The organism is Rhizobium hidalgonense (assembly GCF_005862185.2).
Classification (GTDB): domain Bacteria; phylum Pseudomonadota; class Alphaproteobacteria; order Rhizobiales; family Rhizobiaceae; genus Rhizobium; species Rhizobium hidalgonense.
In genome coordinates this window covers 152,450-171,513 of sequence record NZ_CP054028.1, presented here as the reverse complement: position 1 = coordinate 171,513, position 19,064 = coordinate 152,450, and the positions used below count along the sequence as shown (strand labels likewise).

The 19,064-nt window shown below is 59.6% G+C and carries 21 protein-coding genes; 10 read left to right on the top strand and 11 right to left on the bottom strand.

The features are described from left to right. Positions 1-9 precede the first annotated feature (9 nt). The 5 genes from FFM81_RS22105 to FFM81_RS22085 all read right to left on the bottom strand — a co-directional run bounded on the left by FFM81_RS22105 (position 10) and on the right by FFM81_RS22085 (position 5,543). Complete coding sequence (locus FFM81_RS22105; protein WP_003572183.1) at positions 10-336, bottom strand: hypothetical protein; 327 nt, start codon at positions 334-336, stop codon at positions 10-12. Between the two features lie 32 nt (positions 337-368). Next, a complete protein-coding gene (locus FFM81_RS22100) occupies positions 369-947 on the bottom strand; it encodes a hypothetical protein (protein WP_037092678.1) in 579 nt (192 codons plus the stop codon). Between the two features lie 8 nt (positions 948-955). Further along, positions 956-2,287 (bottom strand): gluzincin family metallopeptidase, encoded by a 1,332-nt coding sequence (locus FFM81_RS22095; protein ID WP_003572179.1) that lies wholly within the window; start codon positions 2,285-2,287, stop codon positions 956-958. Between the two features lie 116 nt (positions 2,288-2,403). After that, a complete protein-coding gene (locus tag FFM81_RS22090; RefSeq protein WP_003572178.1) occupies positions 2,404-4,278 on the bottom strand; it encodes an adenylate/guanylate cyclase domain-containing protein in 1,875 nt (624 codons plus the stop codon). A 194-nt stretch (positions 4,279-4,472) separates the two neighbouring features. Continuing rightward, on the bottom strand, positions 4,473-5,543 hold the full coding sequence (locus tag FFM81_RS22085; protein WP_138384592.1) for a LacI family DNA-binding transcriptional regulator: 1,071 nt from the start codon (positions 5,541-5,543) through the stop codon (positions 4,473-4,475). Positions 5,544-5,764: 221 nt separating this feature from the next. Between FFM81_RS22085 and FFM81_RS22080 the strand changes: the two genes are divergently transcribed. The 8 genes from FFM81_RS22080 (at position 5,765) to FFM81_RS22045 (ending at position 14,045) form a co-directional block, all read left to right on the top strand. After that, the gene (locus FFM81_RS22080) at positions 5,765-6,718 is read left to right on the top strand and encodes a sugar phosphate isomerase/epimerase family protein (protein ID WP_003572174.1); all 954 of its coding nucleotides are present in this window, start codon (positions 5,765-5,767) and stop codon (positions 6,716-6,718) included. A gap of 60 nt (positions 6,719-6,778) precedes the next feature. Then, the gene (locus tag FFM81_RS22075) at positions 6,779-8,011 is read left to right on the top strand and encodes an ABC transporter substrate-binding protein (RefSeq protein WP_138384593.1); all 1,233 of its coding nucleotides are present in this window, start codon (positions 6,779-6,781) and stop codon (positions 8,009-8,011) included. 103 nt (positions 8,012-8,114) lie between these two features. Next, positions 8,115-9,002 carry a carbohydrate ABC transporter permease gene (locus FFM81_RS22070; protein ID WP_003572171.1) on the top strand — a complete coding sequence of 296 codons (888 nt, stop codon included), beginning with the start codon at positions 8,115-8,117 and terminating at the stop codon, positions 9,000-9,002. Continuing rightward, positions 9,002-9,886: a carbohydrate ABC transporter permease gene (locus tag FFM81_RS22065; RefSeq protein WP_003572170.1), complete on the top strand. Its 885-nt coding sequence runs from the start codon at positions 9,002-9,004 to the stop codon at positions 9,884-9,886. Before FFM81_RS22070 ends, FFM81_RS22065 begins: the two co-directional genes overlap by 1 nt. A gap of 7 nt (positions 9,887-9,893) precedes the next feature. Continuing rightward, positions 9,894-10,976: an ABC transporter ATP-binding protein gene (locus FFM81_RS22060; RefSeq protein WP_003572169.1), complete on the top strand. Its 1,083-nt coding sequence runs from the start codon at positions 9,894-9,896 to the stop codon at positions 10,974-10,976. A gap of 83 nt (positions 10,977-11,059) precedes the next feature. After that, the gene (locus tag FFM81_RS22055; protein WP_128397876.1) at positions 11,060-12,712 is read left to right on the top strand and encodes a GMC oxidoreductase; all 1,653 of its coding nucleotides are present in this window, start codon (positions 11,060-11,062) and stop codon (positions 12,710-12,712) included. A 107-nt stretch (positions 12,713-12,819) separates the two neighbouring features. Beyond that, entirely contained in the window at positions 12,820-13,734 is a 915-nt protein-coding gene (gene ppk2 / locus FFM81_RS22050) for a polyphosphate kinase 2 (RefSeq protein ID WP_003572166.1), read from the top strand. A 119-nt stretch (positions 13,735-13,853) separates the two neighbouring features. Then, on the top strand, positions 13,854-14,045 hold the full coding sequence (locus tag FFM81_RS22045; RefSeq protein WP_003572164.1) for a hypothetical protein: 192 nt from the start codon (positions 13,854-13,856) through the stop codon (positions 14,043-14,045). Positions 14,046-14,161: 116 nt separating this feature from the next. On the opposite strand, the gene FFM81_RS22040 is transcribed toward FFM81_RS22045, so the two are convergent. Then, positions 14,162-15,037 (bottom strand): aldo/keto reductase family oxidoreductase, encoded by an 876-nt coding sequence (locus FFM81_RS22040; RefSeq protein WP_128397875.1) that lies wholly within the window; start codon positions 15,035-15,037, stop codon positions 14,162-14,164. A gap of 96 nt (positions 15,038-15,133) precedes the next feature. Between FFM81_RS22040 and FFM81_RS22035 the strand changes: the two genes are divergently transcribed. Next, the gene (locus tag FFM81_RS22035; protein ID WP_128397874.1) at positions 15,134-16,045 is read left to right on the top strand and encodes a LysR family transcriptional regulator; all 912 of its coding nucleotides are present in this window, start codon (positions 15,134-15,136) and stop codon (positions 16,043-16,045) included. A gap of 15 nt (positions 16,046-16,060) precedes the next feature. Here FFM81_RS22035 and FFM81_RS22030 read toward each other — a convergent pair whose 3' ends face one another. From FFM81_RS22030 to FFM81_RS22010, 5 genes are all read right to left on the bottom strand, one after another. Beyond that, positions 16,061-16,540: a pyridoxamine 5'-phosphate oxidase family protein gene (locus FFM81_RS22030; protein WP_003572155.1), complete on the bottom strand. Its 480-nt coding sequence runs from the start codon at positions 16,538-16,540 to the stop codon at positions 16,061-16,063. Between the two features lie 68 nt (positions 16,541-16,608). Next, the gene (locus FFM81_RS22025; RefSeq protein WP_003572154.1) at positions 16,609-17,187 is read right to left on the bottom strand and encodes an alpha-ketoglutarate-dependent dioxygenase AlkB; all 579 of its coding nucleotides are present in this window, start codon (positions 17,185-17,187) and stop codon (positions 16,609-16,611) included. A gap of 11 nt (positions 17,188-17,198) precedes the next feature. Continuing rightward, a complete protein-coding gene (locus tag FFM81_RS22020; RefSeq protein ID WP_003572153.1) occupies positions 17,199-17,393 on the bottom strand; it encodes a hypothetical protein in 195 nt (64 codons plus the stop codon). A gap of 61 nt (positions 17,394-17,454) precedes the next feature. Continuing rightward, positions 17,455-17,688 carry a 30S ribosomal protein S21 gene (gene rpsU / locus FFM81_RS22015; RefSeq protein WP_003572152.1) on the bottom strand — a complete coding sequence of 78 codons (234 nt, stop codon included), beginning with the start codon at positions 17,686-17,688 and terminating at the stop codon, positions 17,455-17,457. 39 nt (positions 17,689-17,727) lie between these two features. Next, positions 17,728-17,880 carry a hypothetical protein gene (locus FFM81_RS22010; RefSeq protein ID WP_003572150.1) on the bottom strand — a complete coding sequence of 51 codons (153 nt, stop codon included), beginning with the start codon at positions 17,878-17,880 and terminating at the stop codon, positions 17,728-17,730. Positions 17,881-18,306: 426 nt separating this feature from the next. On the opposite strand from FFM81_RS22010, the gene rapA2 reads away from it, so the two are divergent. Next, entirely contained in the window at positions 18,307-19,023 is a 717-nt protein-coding gene (rapA2, locus tag FFM81_RS22005; RefSeq protein WP_003572148.1) for a calcium-binding lectin RapA2, read from the top strand. The last annotated feature ends 41 nt before the right edge of the window (positions 19,024-19,064 follow it).

Here is a 19,064-nt window from a genome sequence, read left to right as displayed (position 1 = left end):
GCTCGAAAGTCAAATGACCTTCAATCCTTCTTGGGCGTCTTGAAACATACCGTTCAGTTTTACGGCAACCCAGAAGACTTTCTCGGTATCGGCGCCAGGTTCCGCGTGGGCTATCACCGACAAATAATTATCGGTGCTCCTAGCATTAGGATCTATAGTTACCGTGATTTTCGGAACAACATCGTTGCCGTGCTCATTGGTACATACGAACGTATCTATCGTCTTTTTACTAAAGCCGCTACCTATGAGTTTAAAAGGCTTGTCGTCGCCCCAAGGAACAACCACTAGCGGTTCGCTAAAGCTTTCGATCTCAACTTCCGGCTCATCATTACACATATTAGCCTCCGGGATCCGTCGTTACATGTGGATTAGTCGTTGTCGCCTGATCTGCGAGGTATGAACCCGCCTGATCTCGACATAACGCCGCCGGAGCGGGACAAGGCGCCGCCCGATCTGGACATTCCGCCTCGGAGATCAGTCGAAACCTCGGCTGTGAGCAGGATTTGCTCAAAGGTTCCCGTTTCGGCATCGAGCCTCATCGAGAGATCGCCCTTATCATAGATCCAAACCCTCATATCCTTGGCGAGAGCACCAATCTGGGAACCGAGACCCGTTCTGGCACTCGAACCAGGGGATCGAGACAATCTCTCGTACCCGAGATCGCTCGGAGGGGGATCGTCGGGATCTGAACCGGCGCCGTGGACAACGAAAATTGCTGGCCGACCTAGTTCAATGAAAGTACCCTCGAAAGAGAATGCATAGATTCGCGCGAGTTTTGCGCCCTCCGCAGCAAGCTGGTTTCTCAGAAAGTTGTTCGTTCCCACTTTAGGGATGCCCAGAGGCTCGTAAACGCTGCCTCTAAGAATTACATCGTTAAGCGCGCGCCCGAACAGATACACTGCTGATATGCCTAGCAAGGTTTCATTGTCTGCCACTTCTCCCTCCATCTACCGGTCTATTGACTGCTCATTGATCTCGACAGCAAAACTTTCTCGCGAAAGGTCATCTTCGGAAGCTTCAGATTATCTCTGGGCAGTAACGTCCGCGCAGAGTGGACGTGACTGTGATGCTCGCCGCCTCTGAGGTGCGGGCCAGCGTGCAGCTCACCAATCGCGCGTCGACTGAAGTTTCTGCTGATGATCCGTGCGAACTGACCGCTTCTTTCGTCCTGATCAATGGCAAGCATCGTTCTCGCAACGTCGCCGTAGTCCAGGAAGTCTGGAGCAAGAGCCCACAAGGTTTCCGCCAGATACGTCCCGACGATATCTCGTGCATCGAGCAGTGCTTCGACAAACCCATCAGCGCTCTGCGCAAAAGCACGGTTGAAAGCATGCTGCACCGGCACCTCGGCTGCCGAATCGAACTCGGCAATATCTGCGAGATCTTCAACGGCATGCGAGATCAAGCGGCGCGCCACGAGGCTCTCATGAAAAATGTCGACGAGGATGTCGAATATCGCGCCGGTGAGCGGTTGCGAGAGTTCGTGCTCATCCTTCCATCCGTGCGCGAATTCGGCCATCGTCCGTTTGTTGTTTGCCGAGCGTATCTGGCGATGCGGCGAAAATTCTGAAAAGCGCGACAGACGGTTTGCGAGGTACAGGTTACCGCGCGTCTCCGCGAGAACATTGTCAATCACGGACGGAAAATGCATGGCCGCGATCAGCGACACGCAGTCGGAGAACGCCTCCTGAAAGCCAAGATATTCGGGATACTCGGTTCCCGGGCGCGGCACGCCCAAGATGCTGAAGATGACCGCGTGCCCCACCTCATGCGCGATGACGTCGAAATCCAGGCTGAAGGGAAGAACGCCCCCGTCGTTCTCGAACTGGCTCCCAACTTCGAGGAAACCATAGCCGTATTGTGCATTGTCCCATTGCGGCAGGATCGAGATTTCCAGGCGGTCATAGTGATCCCGAAAATGCCAGATGAGCGGCTGGCCGAGATAGCGCTCCCATACATCCAGTGTGAACCGCACGCATCCAAAGATATGCGCGGCTTCGAAGCCAGCCATCGAAGGTCGGAGATAGTCGAAATTGCCGCACTCGTCGGGGGTGGCGGGCTCGAGGATTTTTCCCGTCCAGGGCGGAAGAGACATGTACGGCGTGCCGAGCGGCCCGCGATTCACACCGTAAGGACCGGTCTTGCCGACCGGCTCTACAACGAACATGCGATCATCGGCCGGGCCAGCTGTCAGGCTACCCAACGGCGACGAAACTTCCACGATCTCGGGACGAGATCTAGCATCTTCAAATGGAGGCTGTACATAAAGTCTGAACCGGGCGCCCATCCGCTCCCCCTCAAAAGACTATTATGATTGCCAGTTTAAGTTGACCATCGGCGCTCGTGGGAATTTTAGCAAGTAATAAAATAGAATTACAAATAACCCGCCAAATGTAAGGGGCGTTATTCAGACAGCTCAAGCAATCCCGAATAGCGGGGGTGATCGCGAATGGAATCGAGGTCGGAATCATTCTTGAACCACAGCCGCATCTCTGCCCCGACCTGAGGCATCCAAGCCTCGAGCACGTCGATCGCTTGGTCAATTTCGCCAAGCAGCGCATATGTGCAGGCGGCGTTATATTGAATGTTTATGTCGCTGGGATCAGTCGCCAGGGAGCGGGCCAACCACTCCAATGCCCGATCTCGGATACCGAGAAAGGCCAGCACGGTCGCACCAAGACAGGCAACATTGGCATTCTCCGGATGTCGCCGTAGTTCGTCCTCAGCCTTTTTTATCGCGATTCGAGCATAGCTCTCGGCCCTGTCCAGCTGCCCGAGTGACCGAAAGACATTCACGAGCATGGTCGGCGCGCCATAGTCTGCAGGCTTGATTTCAGACGCGCGCACAAAGTACGTCGCCGCTTGCTCAAAATGGCCATCGGTAACGCAAAACTCTGCATAATATCGATTGGCCTCGTGGCAATCGGGGTCGAGCGATAAAGCTCGCTCGAACGAAGAAACCGCCTCGGCGCGATTGCCGGCGACCGCCAACGCAAACCCCTTGGCCGCATGGGCCTCTGCCAGATTGGGATCGATAGCGAGCGCCTTCGCTGTGTTCGCGAGAATGTCCTCTACCGGAATCCGCATACCAAACTGAGACCGAAGGCGGGAATCGCAGACCGCGATTCCCGCGTAGGCACGAGCATAGTCCGGATCCAATTCTATAGCTCTCGCGAAGCTCTGTCTGGCCATGAGATGGTTTGAGCGCGAGGCAATGTGATAGTACTCGCGCCCCCTCAGGAAGTGCGTATACGCTTCGACGCTCTCCGTCGGCGCCTGCTCGATTGCCTCCCTTTCCTCCGGGAGCAGCTTGACCTTTAGTTGCTCGACAATTGCCTTCGTGATCTCGTCTTGCACTTCGAAGATATCGGTCAGGTCGCGGTCGTAACGTGCGGCCCAGACGTGGCCGTCGCTGGCAGCGTCGATCAATTCAGCATTGATCCTGACGTGGTTTCCCGCCTTGCGGACGCTGCCCTCTACGATATAGGCAACCCCGAGCTCCCTGGCGATGCGCTGCAGGTTCTCGCTCCGGCCCTTCCATGTGAAGACAGTGTGGCGGCTCAGCACAAATAGGCCTGAAACATTCGATAGATCAGTGATGATGTCCTCGGTGATGCCGTCACTGAAAAACTCCTGGGCGGCGTCGTCGCTGATGTTGGCAAATGGCAGGATTGCAACGGATGGCTTGTTGACGGGTGCCCGCGTATGGCCGCTTGCGACAGAGGGCACCTCTGCACCGGAGGCGACGTTGCCCCAATCGGCAAAATAGACATGCACCGGACGGGAAATGTTCTTGACGGTCTTTTCGCCCTGGTCTGCGAAATCGAGGCCGAGTTTGTTTCCGACTTCGTGCCGCACAGCCGCCGAACAGGCAATGCCGCCCGGTGCTGCAAGGGCTTGTAGCCGGACCGCCACATTAATGCCGTCCCCATGAAAGTCATCCGCATCGAAGACGATGTCGCCCAAATTCAAGCCTATTCGAAACGCAAAGTGCCTGTCGGCTGGAAGCCCCATGTTGCGCTCCAGCATGCCGCGTTGGATTTCGACTGCGCATCGTGCAGCACTCAGCACGCTACCGAACTCGACGAGGAAGCCGTCACCCATCACCTTGATGATACGCCCGTCGTGGGTCGTGACAGCTGGTTCGAAAAGCTCGCGGCGATGCTGCCGAAGGGCATTAAGCGTCTCCTCTTCGTTTGCCTCCAAGAGACGGCTGTACCCCACCACATCGGCCGCCAGGATGGCCGTCAATCGTCGCTCGACAAGCTCTGCACACATGCCCGTCTCCCCAACGTGCTGGTGGCAATACTATGCAATTCGAGAAAGCTAGCCAGTAATGTTGCCGGACGAACGTATTACTGACAACTAGAATCTGCCTCTAGCTCGTAAGAACCTTCGGAGCCGCTTGATTTGAGTGCAGCTTCAAAATTGATAGTGCGGCCCCTCATTTCGCGAGATCGCCGGTGCCGGCATCAAGTCTTCGCAGCGGCAACGCTCTCCCGCAGAATAAGCCTGCTGCGGATGACGGTGCGTACAGCCGCTGTATCTTGCGCCTGGCCGATGGCATCGAGCAGGAGATCGACCGCCGCGCGCCCCATCTCTTCCACCGGCTGCTCGATCGTCGAGAGCGGCGGTGAAGAGAATTCGCAGACTGGGGAGCCGTCGAAGGAGACGACAGAGAGATCATCGGGAATGCGCAAGCCTTTCCGCTTGATGCAACTGACAAATGAAATGGCCATGTCATCGCTGGTGGCGATCACCGCTGTCGGCTTTTCGGTCAGTTGCGCGAAATCCTCTGCCGCCTGCACGCCGATATCGAAACCGTGCTGATAATCGAGACGGCCGCCAGAGCGATGCACTGTCTCCTTTGATAGGCCAGCTGCCTCAAGCGCTTCGAGCAGGCCGCCATAGCGCTCGACGTCGTGATAATTGCCTTCTGGCCCCGCCAGATAGAAGAATCGTTGATGACCCAGTCGGATCAGTTCGGCGGTCACGTCGCGCACTGCTTCGCGGTCGTTGGTGACCACGCTCTGCAGGCCGGCATCGCTCATGTCGAGCAGCATCGAAACGATCGGCAGGCCGGAACTCGCCAGCGAGCGCCCGTCGACCTCCGGAAGCTTCGACGACAGAATGATGGCGCCGCGCACGCTGCCGCCGAAGGCGAGGTCGAGTATGTGCCGCTCGGAAATCTCGTCGCGATCGAGGTTGGCGATCATCAGGTTGTAGCCGCCCTGGATCAGCGATTTGTTGATGCTTTGCAGCACTTGCGGAATGATCTGCGAGACGCCGTAATAGAGCGATCCCGGCAGGATGATCATGATGATGTTGGATTTACCGACCCTGAGGCCGCGCGCCATCGCATTGGGGGTGTAGCCGAGCTGCTTGGCCGCGGCATTGATCTTGGCGCGCGTCTTCTCGTTGACCCGTCCGGGATTGGCGAGCGCGCGGCTGACCGTAGAGATCGCAACGCCGGCGAGCCGAGCGACGTCGGCCATCAGCGCCCCCGATTGATCCTCTCCCGCCACATCCTTGTTTTTATTCACGTTTACTTCACTCTCTCGGATGCTTCGGTTTGCAACTGTAAGGCACCCAGCGATTTATAGCAAACGTTTGCCAAAAATCGCTTGCTTAAAAAACCAGCTTGATTATCATCTAGGCATGGCAAACGATTGCCATTCCTTAATGCATTGAAAATCCATGACTTATTGGACGTGGAACTGGTGTTCCGCCGCGGGTAGGTCATGCCTGGAGAAGTGGACAGTTTATGGCTAGTGGCGACAGGCTGCGCTTCGGTGTCGATCTCGTGACATTCTTCCATCCTGGTTTCTGGGGTGTCGATAGCCATGATGCGATCGTCGACCATGCGCGCACCGAGCCGCGCGCCTTCTGGGACAAGATCCTCGACAGCGTCCAGGCCGCCGGCGTCACCGGGGTCGAGCTGACCTTCTCTCCCTTCAATTGGCAGGATGCGATCAAGACCTATGGTTCCGTCGATGCCTTCGCCGCCGAGCTGGCAAGACGTGGGCTGACGCTGTGCAGCGGCTTCTTCGCGGAGCTGGAGGCGGCTGGCGACTTTGCCGAGCCCGAGGCCCAGCGCGCGCTGATCGACAAGGCGGAACGCTATGCCGACTTCCTGAAAGCCTGCGGCAGCGATATCATGGTGATTGGCGCACCGTTGCGCCAGACGCTCGGCGCCCAGCCGGTGCAGTTCCATGATTTCGACCGCGCCAAGGTGATTGCCGATTTTCTGAACCGGCTCGGCGCGACCCTCCATGCCAGGGGCGTGCGGCTGGCGCTGCACACCGAGGCGCATTCGATCTTTGCAGGCGCGCGCGATGTCGATCTGATGATGCTTCTGACCGATCCGGCCTATGTGCATATGTGCCCGGACACGGCCCATATCATCGTTGCCGGCTCCGATCCCGTCCAGCTCGTCGATCGCCATCACGAGCGCATGATCATCGCCCATTGGAAGGATGCGATCGGGCCGATGCCCGCCGACACCCCGATCGACAGGCATATCCATGAACGCCACCAGCCGTATTTCTGCAGCTTCGGGCTCGGACGGGTCGACTGGCCGGCCTGGATCCGGCTGCTGCGCGACCGGTCCTATGAAGGCTGGGCAATCCTCGAACTCGATGCCGCGCCGGATCCCGTCCGCGACATCGCCAACGGGCTAACGCTCGTCCGGCAGGCGCTCCTGCCGATCTATCGCTGACAGTCACTCCCAAGACAACAAACGCCCCGCAAAGAGGGCATTTTTTCAAGAGGTGGAACGATGAAGACCATGATGAAACTTTTTCTGGCCGGCGCGGCATTTGCCGGTCTGTTCGCCTCGGCGCATGCCGAGGACAAACCGACGATCGAGATCATGTCGTCCTGGACGTCGGGCGGCGAAGCGGCAGCCCTCGACGTCATCAAGTCCGAGTTCGAAAAGCGCGGCGGCGTCTGGAAGGACTCCTCGATCGCTGGATTCGGGGCTGCTGACGCCGCCTTCCAGAACCGTATCGTTGCCGGTGACGCGCCCGGCGCCAAACAGGGCGTCATCGGTCTTGCCGCCGCCGATTTCGTCAGCCAGGGCCTGTTCAATCAGATCGACGACGTCGCTGCCGCCGGCAAATGGGCGGACGCCCTACCGAAATCGATCCATGATCTGATCTCCTATGAAGGCAAGGTCTATCTCGCTCCGACCGGCGCCCATGGCGAAAGCTGGGCCTTCTATTCCAAGGAAGCCTTTGGCAAGGCAGGCATTTCAGACGAGCCCAAGAGCTGGGACGAATTCTTCGCCGACCTCGACAAGCTGAAGGCTGCCGGCATCGTTCCGGTCGCCTGGGGCGGTCAGCCCTGGCAGGAGACCAAGGTCTTCAACATGATCCTGCTGTCGCAGGTGGGGATCGACGGTTTCCTGAAGATCTATGTCGACAAAGACAAGAGCCAGGCCTCCGTCGAAGGTGTGAAGAAGACCCTTGCAATCCTCGGCAAGCTGCGCGGCTATGTCGATGCGGGGGCCGCCGGCCGCAACTGGAACGACGCGACCGCCATGCTGATCACTGCCAAAGCCGGCGTGCAGTTCATGGGCGACTGGGCGAAGGGTGAATTCACCGTCGCCGGCAAGCAACCGGGCAAGGATTATGGCTGCATGATCGTGCCGGAATCCAAGGGCATGGTCTATATTGCCGACGCCCTGTGGTTCCCCAAGACCAAAAATGCCGGGACCGACAAGGCGCAGAAACTTCTCGCTGAAGTCGTCATGGACCCGGCCGTCCAGGTCGAATTCGCCCTCAAAAAGGGAGCGATTCCGATGCGCTCCGACGTCGACAAGACGAAACTGGATGTCTGCGCCCAGAAGGGTGCTGAGCTGATGGCCGCCGGCGCCATCGTACCGGATCAGGCGATCGTGCTCACGCCACAGCAGGTCGGGGCGCTCGACGATTTCGTCGATGAATATTGGAGCGGCGGCTCGGACGATGCGGCTTCGTCGGCCGAAAACTTCTTTGCCATCTTCGAGTAGGATCGTGACCGTGGCGTCGGCTTGATGTCGGCGCCACGGCTGTAGACCGTTGCGCTCCACGCGGCGGCGCGAGCCCCGCTTTCATCCGTCAACGAGCTGGCCGATGCCCATCAAACGCAAGCCCAATCTTTCCGCCACCATCGCGCTGCTGCCGACATGGTTCGTCGCGGTCGTCGTCTTTATCGGCACCATGGCCTGGTCGATCCGCCTCTCCTTCACCAATTCGACGCTGTTTCCATCCTCGACCTATGTCGGTTTTGCGCAATATTCGAAGCTGTTCTCATCTGCCAAGTGGCTGGCATCGCTGCAGAACGTGTTGATCTTCGGCCTTCTCTATGTCGCAGGCTGCCTGCTGCTCGGCTTCCTGCTGGCGGCGGCGCTCGACCGGAAGATCCGTTTCGAAAGCGCCTTTCGGACGATATTCCTCTATCCTTACGCCATGTCCTTCGTGGTGACCGGGTTGATCTGGCAATGGATGCTCAATCCGACGCTCGGCATCCAGGCGAGTATGCGTTCGCTCGGCTGGGAAAGCTTCGTCCTCGACTGGGTGGTCAATCGCGACATGGCGATCTATGCGCTGGTGCTTGCCGGCGTCTGGCAGGGCGCCGGACTGGTCATGGTCATTGCGCTTGCCGGCATGCGCGGCATCGAGGCCGAGCAATGGAAGGCGGCGCGCATCGACGGCATTCCCGTCTGGCGGATCTATGTCTCGATCATCCTGCCGCAGCTCGGGCCGGCGCTCGCGGCTGCCGGCATGCTGCTCGCCATGGGCGTGATCAAGACCTATGACATCGTCGTCGCCATGACCAATGGCGGCCCCGGCAATGCGACCGAGGTGCCGGCGAAATTCATCATGGACAATCTGTTCGGCCGCCAGAACCTCGGCCTTGCCACTGCAGGCGCGACGGTACTCGTCCTCGGTGTGATCATCGCGGTCGCCCCGTTCCGCTACGCGATGCACATGCGCAACCGGGCGAAGGGAGGCGCGTGATGGTCCATCCTTATCCGAACGGCCCGAAGCCGGCACGCATCACGGCCGGACGCGCCGGCCTCTATGCCTTCCTTGTCGTCGCTGCGCTTTTCTTCCTTTTGCCGCTCTATACGATGGTGGTGACTTCGCTGAAATCCATGGACGAAATCCGGCTCGGGCAGATCTTCGCCCTACCGGCCAAGCTCGATTTTTCCGCCTGGGTTACCGCCTGGTCGGGCGCCTGCATGGGAACGGTCTGTGTCGGCATTCGCAGCGGCTTCTGGAATTCGGTGGCGATCACCCTTCCCGCGGTCGCACTCTCGGTCTTCATCGGCGCCGTCAACGGCTATGCGCTGTCGCTCTGGCGGCCGCGCGGCGCAAACCTGCTCTTCGGCCTGCTGATGGCCGGCGGCCTGATCCCCTACCAGATATTCCTCTATCCGATGGTCCGGGCGATGGCGAATATCGATCTCTACAATTCGCTCGCCGGCATCATCCTCGTGCATGTCATCTTCGGCCTGCCGTTGGTGACGCTGCTCTTCCGCAACTATTTCGTCACCGTGCCGGAAGAGCTTTGCAAGGCGGCGCGCGTCGACGGCGCCGGTTTCTGGCGCATCTTCTTCGAGATCATGCTGCCGATCGCCGTGCCGATGGTTGTCGTGGTCTCCATGCTGCAATTCACCGGCATCTGGAACGACTTCCTGCTCGGCCTCGTCTTTGCCGGCCGCGACAACCTGCCGATGACCGTGCAGCTCAACAATATCGTCAACACCACGATGGGCGAGCGAACCTATAACGTGAACATGGCGGCAACGATCCTAACCGCCCTCGTTCCGCTTGCCATCTATTTCCTGTCCGGCCGCTGGTTCGTCCGCGGTATCGCAGCCGGCGCAGTCAAGGGGTAACGCTTCCATGCAATCTGCCGTCTCCGTCAAGGACCTGAAGATCGTCTACGGCCACCACGCGGTGATCGAGAAAATGTCGATCGACATCGCGCCCCGCGAGTTCCTGGTGCTGCTCGGCCCTTCCGGCTGCGGCAAGTCCACGCTTCTGAATGCCATTGCCGGCCTTCAGGACATTACCGCAGGCGAGGTGTGGATCTCAGGCAGGAACGTCAGCTGGGAGGAGCCGAAGGACCGCGGCATCGGCATGGTCTTCCAGTCCTACGCCCTCTATCCCCGCATGTCGGTCCGCAAGAACCTCTCCTTCGGGCTTCGCGTCGCCGGTCTGCCGAAGGCCGAAATCGAGGCCCGTGTTGCCCGCACCGCGGCGCTCCTCCAGCTCGACAGGCTGCTCGACCGGCGCCCCGCCGAACTATCGGGCGGCCAGCGCCAGCGCGTCGCCATTGGCCGGGCGCTGGTGCGCGAAGTCGATGTCTTTCTCTTCGACGAACCCCTGTCGAACCTCGATGCCAAGCTGCGCAATGAATTGCGGGTCGAGATTAAGAAGCTGCACCAGCGCCTCGGAAATACGATGATCTATGTCACCCACGACCAGGTCGAGGCCCTGACGCTGGCCGATCGGATTGCCATCATGCGCGACGGCGTGATCCAGCAGCTCGCCTCGCCGGCGGAGATCTATCGCCGCCCGGCCAATCTCTTCGTTGCCGGGTTCATCGGCGCTCCGGCAATGAATTTCATCGAGGGTCAGATCGAGCGCGGCCGCGGATCGGCGGTTTTCCGAAGCCGTGAGCTTATCGTCGATCTCCGCGGCTATTCCTTCAGCCAGGCAGCGGCAGAAGGACCTGCCACACTCGGCTTTCGCCCTGAGCATCTTGTGCTCGACGGTGCATCGAGCGGCCTGCCGACCATTCCAGGCCGCGTTTCCGTCGTCGAGCCGATGGGTTCGGACGCCGTCGTCTGGTTCGATTGGGCCGATCAAAGCCTCTCGCTCCGGCTGATGGGCGACGTCGCTCTTGAGCCCGGCGATCCTCTCGCGCCCGGGCTCGATATCGCCAAAGCGTCGCTCTTCGGCGCCGATGGATCGCGGCTCTGATGCGCGGTCCCTTTGTTTCCCGCAGTTCCGAATGCGTTTTGCACTGCTTTGAGGAATTGCCCCAGGACAGGATTTGAAAAGACATGTCTGAGATTGTCTATGATGCGCTGGTGATCGGCTCCGGCGCGGCGGGTTCCTTCGCGGTTAGGGAATTGACGGAACAGGGGCTGTCGGTGCTGCTGCTGGAGGCCGGCCCTGCCGTCGGGCCGAAGGATTTCGACCCCGCGCGCAAGAAGGCGCCGGCAAGCAGCATCAATATCTGGGAGCGCGCGCGGGCCACCCTCAAGGGTCAACCGATCCAGGCGCGCGCAGCGTTTTTTACCGAGCGCTTCAGCCATTTTTTCGTCAACGACCGCAAGAACCCCTATACGACGCCGAAGGGCGAACCGTTCCTGTGGATCCGCGGCCGCCAGGGCGGCGGGCGCCTGCACAGTTTCGGCCGCGTGCTGCTGCGTTGGACCGACGACGATTTCAAGATCCGGTCGCGCACGGGAAAGGGCGTCGACTGGCCGGTCTCATATGACGAACTGACGCCGTTCTACGACGAGGTCGAGACTTATCTTGAGCTCTACGGCAACAAGGACGATGTGACCACCCTGCCGGACGGGGTCTATGCGAAGCCGGCAAACCTGACGCCGGCCGAACAGATCTTCAAGCAGGCTGTGGAAAGCCGCTGGCCGGAAAGACACGTCGTCTCCTGGCGCTATATCGCGCCGGACGCTGACCGCATGCCGCGACCGTTGCGCGATGCCAAGGCGACCGGCCGGCTGACGATCCGCTACGACGCCGTCGTCCGCCGCATCACCACGGACGAGAAAACCGGCCGCGCCACCGGCGCGGAATTCATCGATCGCAACACCGGCGAGCTATCGACCGCGCGTGCCGCCACGGTGGTTCTCTCCGCGTCGCCGATTGAGAGCGTGCGGCTGCTCCTGAATTCGGCTTCGGCAAGACATCCAGGCGGGCTCGGCAACAGCTCGGGCGCCCTCGGACGTTATTTCATGGACCAGCTTCCCTGTCTTGCCTTCGGATCCTTTTCGAAGGCGAAGGGCTGGGCGCACGACGAATCTGCCCCGACCGATCCGTTCTACAATCCGTCGGGCGGCATCTTCATCCCGCGCTTCGGCGAGGGTGACACGGCCCGCGGCGATTTCGACTACCAGGGCAGCGTCGGCCGGGCGCCGGTATCCGGGGAGACCGATGCGCGTCTCGCCTTCTTCGGCTTCGGCCGCATGCTGCCCTATGCCGACAATCGCATCACCCTCGATGGCAAGCGTCGGGATGCCTGGAATATTCCCGTGCCGCACATTCGCTGTGTCATGCAGGCGGAGGAGCAGGCGCTGCTTGCCCGGCAGGAGGAGACGCTGATCGCGATGATCAGGGAGGTCGGCGGCGAGCTCGAATTCATCGGCTCGCCCACCGGCCTCAAGGAGATGGGCAAGGGCGCCTTCCCCGAGGCTGATGCCTTCAGCCGCTTCATGTTCCGCAAATGGTTCCGCAAGACCATGTGCATGGGTGCGGCGATCCATGAAACCGGCGGTGCGCGCATGGGCGAGACCCCGCAGGCGTCGGTGCTCAACCCCTATAACCAGGTCTGGGACGCTCCGAACCTTATCGTTACCGACGCCAGCGCCTTCCCCGGCAGCGGCATCGCCGGCACGACGCTTACCGTCATGGCCCTGACGATCCGCGCCTGCCGGAACCTTGTCGACCAATACCGGACGGGGCAGCTATAGGCGTGGGAACGAGAGACGCGACTAATCCGTTTCAGCTTCGATCAGTGGTCGTCATATAACCTTCGCACTGACATGCTCCTGTCAACGAAAGCAGGAAGGAAAAGCCTATGTCGCAAACACATCAGGACCAACTCAGCCGGATCAAGGCCGAGATCGCCGACAGCTTCGATGAGGAGCTGGAAATGCAGATGGAGGAGGACCGGCTGGACGATCTGGTCGCCGAAGGAATGTCGGAACCGGCCGAGCAGACCCTCGAGCGAAAGATCTATTTCCGGGAACTCTTCCGGCTGCAGCACGAGTTGGTGCGGCTGCAAGATTGGGTTCAGCATAAGAAGCTGAAGGTGGTGGTGCTGTTCGAGGGCCGGGATTCGGCTGGCAAGGGCGGCGTGATCAAGCGCGTGACCCAGCGGCTCAATCCGCGGGTCTGCCGGACGGTGGCCCTGCCTGCGCCTACCGAGCGGGAACGCCATCAATGGTATTTCCAGCGTTATGTCCCGCATCTTCCCACAGCTGGCGAAATGGTGCTCTTCGACCGAAGCTGGTACAACCGCGCCGGCGTCGAGCGCGTGATGGGCTTCTGCTCCCCGGAAGAGCTCGACGAATTCTTCCGTTCGGTGCCTGAATTCGAACGCATGTTGGTCCGTTCCGGAATCGTTTTGATCAAATACTGGTTTTCGATCACCGATGAGGAGCAGGAATTCCGCTTCAAGATGCGCATCCACGATCCGCTGAAGCAATGGAAGCTTTCACCAATGGATATGGAAAGCCGTGTCCATTGGGAGGAATATACCAAGGCCAAGGAAGAAATGCTGGCGCGCACGCACACCAAGGAAGCGCCTTGGTGGGTGGTACAGGCAGTGGACAAGAAACGGGCGCGGCTGAACTGCATCGCCCACCTTCTTGAGCAGATTCCCTATGAGGATGTGCCGAAGCCGGATATCCAGCTGCCGGATCGCATCCGTCATGCCGATTACAACAGGGCGCCGGTCCCCGCTGAAATGCTCGTGCCGGAGCGATACTGAAAGCGCGGTCGTGGCCGATCCCTCTGGACCGTTTCCCAGCCGACACTAGGTTAGCTTGGAGAAATGAGACTTCGGACGTGGCGTTTGCGCTGAAAGACTGAGGTGACAGGAGGCTGGTTATGACGCGCTTTGCGAAACTGATCGTCCAGGAGGTTGCTCTGTCGGCGGTTCTGGCGGTCGGCACCGTCATCGGCATTCCAAAGCTGGCCGATCCGAATGCGATTGCCAATTATCCATTGGCAATCGTGGTTTTTCTGGCGATGTCATTGGCTCTCGTGGCCTATGAGCTTCTCACAAGGAAGCCATCCTGATTTATCGTCCGGCTTGAAAGCGTTAGAATTTTTCAACGGCCGGAAGGCACGTATCCAAGGTTATGATCGGTTTCGTCCAGCCGCGCCGGAGAAGATAGCGCACGCTCACATGGCTGTCAGGCGGCGATGTCAGCCATGCTGTTCAATTTTTCGACAGCATCATCCGGCAGCACCAGCTCGGCAGCTGCGAGGTTTTCCCTGAGATGACTGAGCGACGAGGTGCCGGGGATCAGCAGGATGTTCGGCGCGCGACGCAGCAGCCAGGCGAGTGCAACCTGCATGGGCGTGGCAGTAAGGCGTGCGGCGAGATCGGACAGGGTGGAGGATTGCAGCGGGGTGAAGCCGCCGAGCGGGAAGAATGGCACATAAGCGGTGCCCTCCCGGATAAGATCGTCAATCAGGCGATCGTCAGCCCGATGCACAAGATTGTATTGGTTCTGCACGCAGACGATTTCGGTGATCCCGCGACCTTCGACGATCTGCTTCGATGTGGCGTTGCTTAAGCCAACATGGCGTACCAGGCCTTGCCGCTGCAAATCGGCAAGCACCGTCAGCGGCGCTTCGATCGACCCTTCGGCAGGGCCATGCAGGTCGAACGCAATCCTGAAGTTGACAACGTCAAGCACGTCGAGGCCGAGATTGCGGAGGTTGTCGTGTACCGCCGCCGTCAACTCTTCACGCGAGAAGGCCGGAATCCAGGATCCGTCCGTGCCGCGGCGCGCGCCGATCTTGGTGACGATGACAAGGTCGTCGCGATAGGGATGGAGCGCTTCACGAATGATCTGGTTGGTGACGTGCGGACCATAAAAATCGCTTGTGTCGATGTGGTTGACGCCTGAAGCAACTGCCTCGCGCAGCACGGCCAAAGCCGCACCGTGATCCCTGGGCGGGCCGAACACGCCGGGGCCGGCAAGCTGCATGGCGCCGTAGCCGAGCCGCTTCACGCTGAAGTCGCCGAGTTTGAAGGTTCCGGACTGATCGATTATGGACATGATCTTACTCCTTTCAAGAGGTGACGCCAAGATAGGCGCTGTTGACGCGCGCGATAATCCGGTACAATCCGCACGGGCTGTGCGGAAAGGCGAACAATGAAGACAGACCTCGGTGATCTCACCGCCTTCGTGGCTGTGGCGCGGGCCGGCGGTTTTCGCGAGGGCGCGCGTGTCAGCGGCAGTAGCGCCTCCTTTCTCAGCGAGGCGGTGCGTCGCCTGGAGGCCGAGCTCGGTGTCCGGCTCTTCAACCGCACAACACGCAGCGTCGTCCCGACCGAAGCGGGCAAGGGCTTGCTGGAGAGGCTCGGCCCTGCTCTGACCGAGGTGGAGTTGGCACTGGACGTGGTCAACGGATTCCGCGACCGGCCGGCCGGCTCGCTGCGGCTCAACGTGCCGGTCAGCGCGGCGCGGCTGGTGCTGCCCGCCATCGTTCCGCCGTTCCTCGCCGCCTATCCCGACATTCGCCTGGAAGTGATTGCTGAGGAGAGTTTCGTCGACGTGCTCGCCGCCGGCTGCGATGCCGGCATCCGTTATGACGAGCGGCTGGAGCAGGATATGATCGCGGTGCCGATCGGGCCGCGTGTGCAGCGGTTTGCCACGGCCGCCTCCCCTGACTATCTCCACCGCCATGGCCGGCCGCAGCATCCAAGCGAACTGCTCGGTCATGCCTGTCTGCTGGGTCGTTTTGCCAGCGGCGTGCTGACGAGCCCATGGGAGTTCGAACGTGAGGGCGAAGTGGTTCGGGTGGAACCTTCAGGGCCATTGATCGTGAGGGTCGGCGGGGCGACCGACCTGACCGTCGACGCAGCGATTGCGGGCACGGGGATCATCTGCGTTTTCGAGGATTGGCTGCGCCCGCATCTCGACAGCGGCGCTCTCGAGCCCATCCTCGAACCCTGGTGGCAGCACTTTTCCGGTCCGTTCCTCTATTACCCCGGACGGCGACTGGTGCCGGCCCCGCTCAGAGCATTTATCGATTTCATCAAGGCCTCGGCCAGGCAGGCTTGAACGGCGCTTCATGCGTCAAAGCTTAACCTCGGCATTGTCGCCCATATCGGGCTTGCTGTTCGAAACCGCTGCGGCCGCCATTTTGATATAGCTGATGATCGTGCCCGGGCTGTCCCAGTATTCGGCCGAAGTCGGGGTGATCTTGAGGATGCGGATGGAGGGATCATCGGCATTGTCCCACCATGCCTTGGCTGGCGTGGCCCACAATTCTTTGATCTTCTCGCGATCGTTCTGCACCTCGGCCACCCCCGACACGGAAACATATTTTTGTCCCTTGGTGTCGGCAAAGGCGAGGCACACCTTTGGCGATCGGGCGATCTCGTCGTCCTTGTGGCTGGCCACATCCGTCAGAAAATAGACCGCATTCTCGAGCTGTGCGGAATAGGCAGACATCGGGCGGGCACGCAGATCGTCACCGCTGCGGCTCGTCAGCATGCAAAATCCTATTTTGTCGATCAACTCCCATACCCGTGTCGCATCGTCCTGCTCGGCCATCATTATCTCCATCTTTGCAGAAGACGGGATAACCATCTGCCGAAGCAGAGGTTCCGGCGTGTTGGCTGCTACTGAGCCAATTCCCGGAAGGTGATCGAATAACGCAGCCGATCGACGGGCGGGATGGAATGTTCCCAGAGTACTCGCGACGCGCCGGCCATGAGATAGGCCGAGCCGGGTTCGACGATGAGAGACCGCCGCTGCCATTTGCCGCCGTCCCGCAGCCTCAGCCTGAAGGTACAGGACGAGAGCAGGGAAATACCGACGACCCGGCCGAATACGAACTTGTCTTTGTGCCAGCCGATCGGAGCACCCGGGCCATATTCGGTTACCAGAACCTGCTCGAGCGCAGCCGGTTCGATACCGGCGAAACTTGCGGCTACCTCGCGAAGGGGCAGCAGCAAATGCGGTATCGGCTCGGCTTTCCTCACGCACCGGCTGTCGAAGTCGTATTTCCAGCCGAAAGAGACGGTCCTTCGCTTGCCTTCAAAACCGTGAAAATCAAAGGCTTTGAAGGGAAGCGTAGGAATTGCCTCTAGAACAGAATGCTGAAGCTCCAAGGGAACGATATCGGGAGAATATCGAAAGCCCTCAGGAAGTGGCTCGTCGGGCGCACCAAAGAGATCCTTCTGTGCCGTTACCTTCACGCGATTGTGCCTCAATGCACGCTTGGGGTTTCCATGACCATTGCGAAGTCTTCGGCCACCAGCTCGCTGACGGCGATGAGAATTTCCTCGCGGGAAAAGCCGGAGGACAATGCGCGTTGGATCAGATCCTGCAGATCCGGCTCCACGACATCGCGGCAATCCTCGAGGCGCTCTTCTGAAACGGTGAGGCTATTGAGTTCGTCCATGTTCTGTCCTTTCCGGGGAATATAAACACTAGAAGCCTGGGAAGGCCGGTCGAGATGGGCCTTAACGGGCGGCCGTCCGCTTTGGCCCGGCGATCAGGCCTTCGCGCTGCATTTTCTTGCGGGCAGCCTTGCGATGCCGGCTGATCGCCTGCGCCTTTTGCCTGACGCGCCGTTCGGAGGGCTTCTCATAGGCGCGCCGTTCCTTCATTTCGCGGAACAACCCTTCACGCTGCATTTTCTTTTTCAGAACCCTCAGCGCTTGGTCGACATTATTATCTCGGACGAGTACCTGCATTTCGAATTCTCCTTGTTTGGTTGATGAGCCGATCGCCGTTCAGCCAAGCTGCTCGGCGATCAGGGCCTGCAATTCGCGGCGGGTGAGAAGGCAGGGAGACGGCTTCCAGGCTCTGGCAGCACAGCGGGCGGCCTCGTCACGCTCACGCGGGTTGACCGCCGCGACCGCGGTGGCTGTATGTGTGTCGTTCAAAAGTAATCCTTTACCGGCAAGCGCCGGCGTCATCGATTGTTTGTGGGATTGCCTGTCGCAGCCTCGAGGGCGCGCAGCGGTTCAGCCGACTAAGAGGGCTCTGCTCGGATCGGTTATAGCCCTAAAATAGTCGTCTCGGGACGAGATTGCAACGACAGGCCGAATGGCACGGTACCAGCGTCCCGAATCACCTATAGATATATAAGTTCTAGATCTTCAAGTTAACCGGGTATAGTTTTCGCCCAATTTTCTTCAATTTCGCTTAAATATGACATTATTCCGTCGGCGATGAAGCAACGGGTAAATCGGCGAGGACATTAACCTTTCATTAAATAACCCATTGACTTGCAGTATTAATAGGTTGTTAAAGGAGCCGCTCGCTGAGGTCGAAATTGACCCGCCAATAAACAATTTTAGGAGATAGCGATGGCTTCGCCGATACACGCAACTGATGATAGTGCAACTTTTCTAGAAACTGACGTTATTTCCGGAAATCTGCTTTCCAACGATTCATCTGACAATGGCCACTTGTTCCTGCGCGCCTTTGACGGTGCGACCGTCGGCGCCAAGAGCGGCAACAGCCAGGTGACCGAGATCAAGGGCGACTACGGCACGTTCTTCGTCAAGCCGGACGGCAGCTACACCTATGTCCTGAGCGACGCTGCCAAGATCGGTTTCGCCAACGGCGAATCGTACCAGGAGAGGGTTTCCTACAAGATCTCCGACGGTAGCGGTCACACCGACGTCGGCGTCTTCTCCCTGAACATTCAGGGCGTAACCCAGGTCAAGCCGGTCGCGGTCGACGATACCTTCCACTTCACCGAAGGCAGCGCCATCGGCGGCAACGTTCTGGACAACGACATTGCCGGCGACAACGGCAAGATGTTCCTCCGTCAGTTCCTGAGCACCCAGGTAAACGGCAACACCAACGCCGTGACCGACGTCGCCGGCACCTACGGCACGTTCCATGTCAAGTCGGACGGCTCGTTCACCTATGATCTGAACACCAATCTGAACGACGGTCAGACCTACACGGAAGTTCTGCGCTACTACAAGATTTCCGATGGCGAAGGCCACACGGACACCGCCAAGGTGACTCTCAACATCACCGGCACCGATTTTGATGCGACCCATATTGCTTGATCAACCGCAATAGATGAGCGAGACACGCCCGCCGCGCAATC